At 57.8% G+C, this 7,533-nt stretch carries 7 protein-coding genes; 5 read left to right on the top strand and 2 right to left on the bottom strand.

Annotation, left to right across the window (positions count from 1 at the left end; genetic code table 11):
• Positions 1-40 precede the first annotated feature (40 nt).
• The 3 genes from SVU69_11870 to SVU69_11860 are packed head-to-tail and all read left to right on the top strand — an operon-like array spanning position 41 to position 2,481.
• Positions 41-484 (top strand): ATP-dependent zinc protease, encoded by a 444-nt coding sequence (locus tag SVU69_11870; protein MDY6943693.1) that lies wholly within the window; start codon positions 41-43, stop codon positions 482-484.
• A 35-nt stretch (positions 485-519) separates the two neighbouring features.
• A complete protein-coding gene (gene rimK, locus SVU69_11865) occupies positions 520-1,425 on the top strand; it encodes a 30S ribosomal protein S6--L-glutamate ligase (GenBank protein ID MDY6943692.1) in 906 nt (301 codons plus the stop codon).
• A gap of 3 nt (positions 1,426-1,428) precedes the next feature.
• Complete coding sequence (locus tag SVU69_11860) at positions 1,429-2,481, top strand: succinylglutamate desuccinylase/aspartoacylase family protein (protein MDY6943691.1); 1,053 nt, start codon at positions 1,429-1,431, stop codon at positions 2,479-2,481.
• Positions 2,482-2,602: 121 nt separating this feature from the next.
• On the opposite strand, the gene SVU69_11855 is transcribed toward SVU69_11860, so the two are convergent.
• Both SVU69_11855 and SVU69_11850 read right to left on the bottom strand, forming a co-directional pair.
• Complete coding sequence (locus SVU69_11855) at positions 2,603-3,787, bottom strand: alkane 1-monooxygenase (GenBank protein ID MDY6943690.1); 1,185 nt, start codon at positions 3,785-3,787, stop codon at positions 2,603-2,605.
• A gap of 295 nt (positions 3,788-4,082) precedes the next feature.
• Complete coding sequence (locus SVU69_11850; protein ID MDY6943689.1) at positions 4,083-4,376, bottom strand: hypothetical protein; 294 nt, start codon at positions 4,374-4,376, stop codon at positions 4,083-4,085.
• A gap of 186 nt (positions 4,377-4,562) precedes the next feature.
• Between SVU69_11850 and SVU69_11845 the strand changes: the two genes are divergently transcribed.
• Entirely contained in the window at positions 4,563-5,207 is a 645-nt protein-coding gene (locus SVU69_11845) for a hypothetical protein (GenBank protein MDY6943688.1), read from the top strand.
• Between the two features lie 531 nt (positions 5,208-5,738).
• Entirely contained in the window at positions 5,739-7,451 is a 1,713-nt protein-coding gene (gene leuA, locus SVU69_11840; protein ID MDY6943687.1) for a 2-isopropylmalate synthase, read from the top strand.
• The last annotated feature ends 82 nt before the right edge of the window (positions 7,452-7,533 follow it).

The following is a 7,533-nucleotide window of genomic DNA, read 5'->3' as shown; positions in this document are numbered from 1 at the left end:
TTTGCGCCCCAGCGAACGATTGGGCTGACGGACTGGACGAATGAACGAGCCAAACTCCAAACTTTTGACGGTCGGTTGGCGTGAATGGTGTGCACTGCCCGAACTTGGGATATCGCGTATTAAAGCCAAAATCGATACCGGCGCGCGAACCTCTTGCTTACATGCTTTTCGTATTGAGTCGTTTGTCCGGGATGGCAATGAGTGGGTGCGATTTGTCATTCATCCTAACCAAAACGACACGGCCACCCAGCTGACCTGTGAGGCGCAGGTTATCGATCGACGCGTGGTCACGGATTCGGGCGGGCATCGCGAACGTCGTTACGTCATCCGATCGCTCGTCCAATTTGGCACGGATCGGTGGCCCATCGAGCTGACACTGACCAGCCGCGATAATATGCGTTTTCGCATGTTGTTGGGGCGGACAGCCATGGCCGGTCGCATGGTCGTGCGGCCTGATCAGTCCTTTTTGCTCGGCCAAGCGTAGCCCCTCGGCCGGAAATCCACGGTGACATCACCCCTATGAGAATCGCAATTCTTTCTCGTAACAAAAAGCTCTATTCTACGCGCCGCTTAGTGGAGGCGTGCCAACAACGGGGCCATGAGCCCATTGTTTTGGATGTTCTGCGTTGTTACATGAATATCTCCACCAGCCGACCCGAAGTACACTTTCAAGGGGAGTCACTCACTGCCGTCGATGCGGTCATTCCCCGTGTGGGTGCCTCGGTCACTTTTTATGGCACGGCGGTACTGCGGCAATTCGAAATGATGGGCGCCTTTCCGCTCAATGAATCGGTCGCCATCAGTCGTTCTCGAGACAAGCTGCGATCGTTGCAGTTGCTGTCCCGAAAGGGAGTGGGGTTGCCGAATACCGGGTTTGCCCACGACCCGGATGACATTCAGGATCTGATCAAAATGGTGGGTGGAGCGCCTTTGGTCATCAAACTGCTGGAAGGCACCCAAGGTATCGGCGTGGTACTGGCGGAAACCGAAAAAGCCGCAGAGAGCGTCATTCAGGCGTTTATGGGGCTCCGCGCTAACATTATGGTGCAGCAATATATCGAGGAGGCCCAGGGTGCGGACATTCGTTGTTTTGTCATCGGCGGCAAGGTCGTAGCGGCCATGAAACGTCAAGCACCGCCTGGGGAATTTCGATCCAATTTGCATCGGGGCGGGACCGCATCACTGGTCAGGATCACACCACAAGAGCGGGCGACCGCGGTGAAGGCGGCGCAGGTGATGGGATTAAACGTGGCGGGTGTGGACCTGCTGCGGTCCGAACGGGGGCCTTTGGTGATGGAAGTCAATTCCTCCCCCGGCCTGGAAGGTATCGAGGCGGCCACCAAAAAAGACATTGCCGGTATGATCATCGAGTTCATCGAACAGAACGCGCGTCCCCACCGGACTCGAACACGCGGAAAAGGTTGATCGGTGGTCAACGAGCCGGTGGTGATCAACGGGCACACGATTCGTGCCGGGGAACGACTGACGGTGGATTTGCCCGCAGGCCGTTTATACACCCATGCACCCATGACCATTCCGGTACATATCGTGAGCGGCAAACGGCACGGCCCGCGTTTGTTCATCAGCGCGGCCATCCACGGGGATGAAATCAACGGCGTCGAAATCATTCGCCGCTTGCTGAAACTTCCACTCATGAAACGCTTGCGGGGCACCGTGCTGGCGGTTCCTATTGTCAACGTGCACGGTTTTATCAACCACTCCCGTTACTTGCCGGACCGACGTGACTTGAATCGAAGTTTCCCCGGGAGCGAAAAAGGCTCGTTGGCGGCGAGAATCGCCCATATTTTTATGACGGAGATCGTGGCGAACAGCACCCATGGTATTGATCTTCACACTGGGGCTCGCCATCGCAGCAATCTTCCGCAGATCCGAGCCAATCTGGAAGACCCGGAGACCGAACGGCTGGCCAGAGCGTTTGACGTACCGGTGATCATTTCCTCCACTTTGAGGGATGGCTCGCTACGAGAAGTGGCGGCCGAGCAAGGGATCCCCTCGTTGTTGTATGAAGCCGGCGAGGCGTTGCGATTCGACGAGCTGTCCATCCGCGCCGGCGTTAAGGGTATTACGAACGTGATGCGCGCTTTGGACATGCTGCCGGCCGCTAAACGCGCGGCGACCTATCGCCGCGAACCGGTGGTCGCGCGGTCGAGCACGTGGGTCCGGGCACCCGAAAGCGGCGTGCTCAGAGCCCTGGTGCCACTCGGGGGGCGGGTCGAACGGGGGACTTTGCTGGGTGTCGTCGCCGATCCGTTCGGCGAGCGCGAAATCGAACTCACGTCTTCCTATGATGGCATCGTGATCGGGCGTACCAACTTGCCGCTGGTGAACGAAGGCGACGCCCTGTTTCATGTCGGCCGTTTCGAGCGCCCCGATGCCGTTGAGGCCAAGATGGACGCGTTTCATGAGGAATTATCACCGGACGGTTTGGGTGAACCCGATCCACCGTTACCGATCGTCTGACTGCATAAGGGACGCTGGACCGGACGTTTGCGTCTTCGGTTGTGGGCCGTCCATGGCCCGAATTGTTCTGCTAGAACGCCGATGATTTGCCCATCCGGCGCAATCTGTTATTCCGTCTCAACTAGGCCGGTGTGGCGCCCCGAGATTGGGCCGCTTCTCTCAACGCGGGGATCCGACTGGCGGCATTCTCCCGGGCGGCCAATTCCCGCTCGGCCGGGCTGGCTTGAACCTCATCCCACTCGAGCAGCCGTGGCGTAATGATGCGCCGCCAAAGCGGTGGGCACAGCGCAGCCAAAAAGGTCCCGGCATAGCCGTGCGGCATATCGGGCGCGTCCGGATAAGGCGCGAGTTCCCAAAACGGGATGTCCCCTTGCTCGTGGTGCGCAGAATGACGAGTGAGCGAGTAGAGCACCAAACTGGAGACGCGGCGATTGGTGTTCCAGGAGTGCCGAGGCTGCACGGGTTCTTCCGGCACACGAACCAAGCCGAAATGCTCCATGAAATTAGTCACTTCCAAGGTGAATTTGCCGACGATGGCCGTGGCCAGAAATACCCCGACACCCGTCCAACCCGCAGACGCCCAAAAGACCAGGGCGAGTGCCAACACCATGGCGTAGCCGCGAAGCATGCTGTTGTGATAGGACAATACGGACTGGTTCATCTTGCCCAGCCGTTCAAGCTCCATCTTCCATGCCGCCTTATGCTCCCGAATCGTGGCTTGGGGGAAGAACAACCAAACATTGGTCTGATTACGCCGTGCCGTGGCCGGGTCGGCGGTTGTCCCCACATGGGCATGGTGGTTGTATACGTGTTCGATGGCGAAATCCGGATTGGCGCTGAAGGCCAGCAACCAGCGTCCGGTCAGCATCGCGGACGGTGACCAGGTGCGGTGCGTCAACTCGTGGCCCACGTTGGTTCCCGCTGCCGCCACCAGCACACCCAGAACGATCACGTATCCCAGAATCGTCAGTGGCGTGACGGTTTCGCGAGCCTGAAACAGGTCGAATCCGGTAACGGCTTGAACCGCCGCACCGAAACCCAACAGATCGCCGCTACCGACCATCCAGGCTTGCGTGAAGCTGGCCATGGCCAACAAAGGCAGCACAATGTAAAGAAACGCGTTCAGGATCACGGGATGTTTATATTCAGGGGATTTGGTATAGCTACCGAAGATGTGATCTCCGATAAACAGAAATCCACCCAATATCGCACCGGCAACCCAGATCCACACACCGCCTAAAGCAATCGCAATGATCGTCAGAACGAGGGCCACATGCATGACGGTATATCGTAGATACTTAACCATGGCTTTCCTCCTGGTTTGAAAATATTGATAGATATTATTGGGCCCGCAAATAATGTATATCCGGTGGAGCGGTGGATGCACTGATGTGCATCAATTAGAGGCTTGAAGCGTTCCGGGCTATGCGAGTGACGATTGCCAACGGACTTGGTGGGGGTCGGATGGAAACCCGCACTGGATCGAGCCGTTGGGCGGCTGTCCGCCCGGTGCCGGCGGCGGAGGGAAAATCATGTGGGCTAAATCAGGGCTACCCCCAGACCGAGGGTGGCGCCTTGTCAGGTGTCGAGTGCGCGGGTTGCTATTGGATGCACATCCGGCCAGGTGGGCAGCCGTCAAATATTCGTCCTAAAAACAGGGCTTTGCGGGACACAATGGTTGCCGCGACCGGGCGATCGGCCTCTTCCAGATAGGTCGCGAGTTGTTCGAGCTTCAATACGAAAGGGGGTGGGTCGTATACCAAAGGGGCGATGGTGCCCTGGCCGGAAATGGCTCTCAGCTCGGCAGTATTCAGAGTTGTCATCTCAGCGGACGCGGGTAGCGTCGCCAGTGCCATCATTGCCGCCGTGGATGCTGCGAATAGCCAGTTTTTCATGTCGCGTTTCTCCGCGTGGATTCGGATTCCGGTATCGAACATCTTAGGTCTGCAACGAACGGGAAATCAATCCGGTGCCGTCAAGGAAAATTGATTTCGCAGCGGAATGAGATTGTTCATTCCAGATTTGTGCTAAATGTTGCGATACCCTCCGGGTTTAGCAATACCGTTGAGGAGGCCTCGGCGATGGCGGAGTGTCTACTGGAGTTGAAGCTCAGTGAAATTCGGCTGGCCAAACCGGAAACCCGTCAGCTGGCCCGCGGAAAGGAAGATGTGAACGTGCTGGAGTTTACGTTGCATTACGCTTCAGCGGGCAAGCCCACCTTGAAGACGATCAAAACTCTGAAATGGGACGCACCGCTCCCGACGACGGCCGATACCGATCTGGGTTATGAAAAGCGGGTGCTGTTCAAAGAGCGGGTTCAGGGCGAGACTGCGCTCAGCGTAGAGATCGCGTCCATCGACAATCCATCGGCGGCAGAGCAGTTCTTTACGGGTTTGTCGGCCAATGTGTTCAAGACGGCGTTTGGTCTGGCGACGAAGGGTATCGGCAACGTGGTGTTGGGCGCGGTGAACGACTATATGGGTGAGTCGATTTTCGATGCCATGGCCTCCAAGGCTGTGGTGAGAAAAATCGGCCGGGCTCAGATTCCTATTGATGTTGCGCAGCTGGATACCGTCGGTACGTTGACTCAGTCTTTGACAGCGCCCGAGACTTTGAAGGTCGATAAAACCGGGCGGATTGCCAACGACGGTGAGGGCGACGAGGTCGTCGTCCAAACGGCGGGAGACCCCGCCGGAACAATCGTCATTGCTTATCGCAAACTCTAAACTGACGGGCCACGCATTGAGTGGCAGACCGACGGGGTTTAACGTTCCCGTCCAACCGGCCGATAGGTCAACAAAGGCCCCGCGCTGGGGCGATCAACTTCTTGACCGACACTTTGATCAGCACGTATTGTAGGGCGCATGAACTCGCAAACCGTTTTTCGACTATTGCCACGACTGTGATGCCCGGCCTCCGTTAGGAGCGTCGGGGCTTTGTGTCGGTTTTGGTTGGTTCGAACAGGTTGTGATTTCAATGATCCCTTACTCCATTCAGATTTCATCATTTATCCCGGCCCGCGGTATTCAAGCCGCCGGCTTACCTCTGCGTTTGCTCCTAAGCCTGAGCCTTACCCGACTGCTGAGCGGTCGTCGGGCCTAGCGCCGCGCCCGTCCGACGGCCTTCCTCGCGCAACGACTGACACATTCTGATTGAAACGAAAGTAATTTCCGGTGTGATGCCGGTCCGGATGTCGCCTCATGCAGCGGATCGTGCTGCATCCCGCGGGATCTCCCGGCACCCCCTAGGAGCAGACAATGAAGATCCAAGCTCGCATGAAGTATCAACCATTTAAAGCCATTGACTTGCCTGACCGCCGCTGGCCGAATGCCCGGATTGAACAAGCGCCGATGTGGTGTAGCGTCGATTTGCGCGATGGTAACCAGGCCTTGATTGAGCCCATGGACAGCCAACGAAAGCAGCGAATGTTCGCCCAACTGGTGGAGATCGGTTTTAAAGAGATTGAAGTGGGGTTCCCCGCTGCCTCACAGACGGATTTCGATTTCGTTCGCAACCTGATTGAAAACGGCATGATCCCCGACGATGTCACGGTGCAAGTCTTGGTTCAGGCGCGGGAGGAGCTGATCGCGCGCACTTTCGAGGCCTTAAAGGGTATCCGTCGGGCCATTGTTCACGTGTACAACTCCACCTCCACGGTGCAGCGTCGCGTGGTGTTTGGCATGGATCGCGAGGGTATCAAGGCGATTGCCGTGCAAGGCGCTCGCTGGGTTAGGGACTATGCAAAGCGTTATCCCGAAACGGAATGGGTATTCCAGTACTCGCCGGAAAGTTTCACCGGAACTGAAGTGGACTATGCGGTGGAGGTCTGCAATGCCGTTATCGACGTCTGGCAGCCGGGCCCGGAGCACCAGTGCATCATCAATTTGCCGGCAACGGTGGAGGTCTCCACGCCCAATCACTATGCGGATCAGATCGAGTATGTGCATCGTCATCTGAACCGTCGGGATTCGGTGGTGTTGAGTTTGCACCCCCACAATGATCGTGGCACGGCGGTGGCGGCGGCGGAGCTGGGCGTGATGGCCGGCGCCGACCGGATCGAAGGCACGCTGTTTGGTAACGGGGAGCGGACGGGCAATGTGGATGTCGTCACGCTCGCCCTGAATATGTATACCCAAGGTGTGGATCCACGATTGGATTTCTCGGACATCAATGCCGTGATTCGCACCGCGGAGTTTTGTAATCAGTTGCCGGTGCCGGCTCGGCATCCCTACGCCGGCGAGTTGGTGTTTACCGCTTTCTCGGGTTCTCACCAGGACGCCATCAAAAAAGGTTTCGCGGCCCTGGATCGCGATGGACTCTGGGATGTGCCGTATTTGCCCATCGACCCGACGGATCTGGGCCGGAGCTACGAAGGCGTGATTCGGATCAACAGCCAATCGGGCAAAGGCGGGGTGGCCTATCTGATGGCCACGGAATACGGATTGGATTTGCCCCGTCGCTTGCAGATCGAATTCCGCGAAGTGATTCAGATGATCGCCGATGAGACGGGGAAAGAATTGACCGCGCCCGATTTGTGGCAGGCGTTCGACCAAACCTACCTAACGCCCGAGGGACGAATCGAATTGTTGGACTACCGTGATGATCCCGCCGAAGGTCGTCACCACCACCGCCGGCGGGTCCTTGCCGAACTCCGGCAAGGAGACGTGAGCAGCGTGGCAAACGGAGTGGGCACCGGTGCCGTGGCGGCTTTCGTCGATGGCTTGGCGGATTTGATCGGCACCGAAGTTCGCATTCTGGACTATCGTGAACATGCGATGGGGCCGGGAACGACGGCCAATGCCGCTGCTTATGTGGAAGTGGCCATAGGGAGCTTGCCGCCGGTTTTCGGCGTCGGCATCCACGAAGACGTGGTCGCTGCTGCCTTGTCGGCCGTATTGAGCTCTGTAGCACGCGCCGGATTCGGCCTGGGCCGCCAAGTGGGCGATACGTCCGCGCAACGTCGCGCATAGGGCGCGTGAGGGAACCGACGGTGATACCCGGATGCGCTGCGGGTGCTATGGTCGGTTGTGTTCAACCGTGAGATAGAATAGG

The sequence above is a fragment of the Pseudomonadota bacterium genome, assembly GCA_034189865.1.
Classification (GTDB): Bacteria; Pseudomonadota; Gammaproteobacteria; order UBA5335; family UBA5335; genus JAXHTV01.
This window is presented reverse-complemented; position numbering and strand designations above follow the sequence as displayed.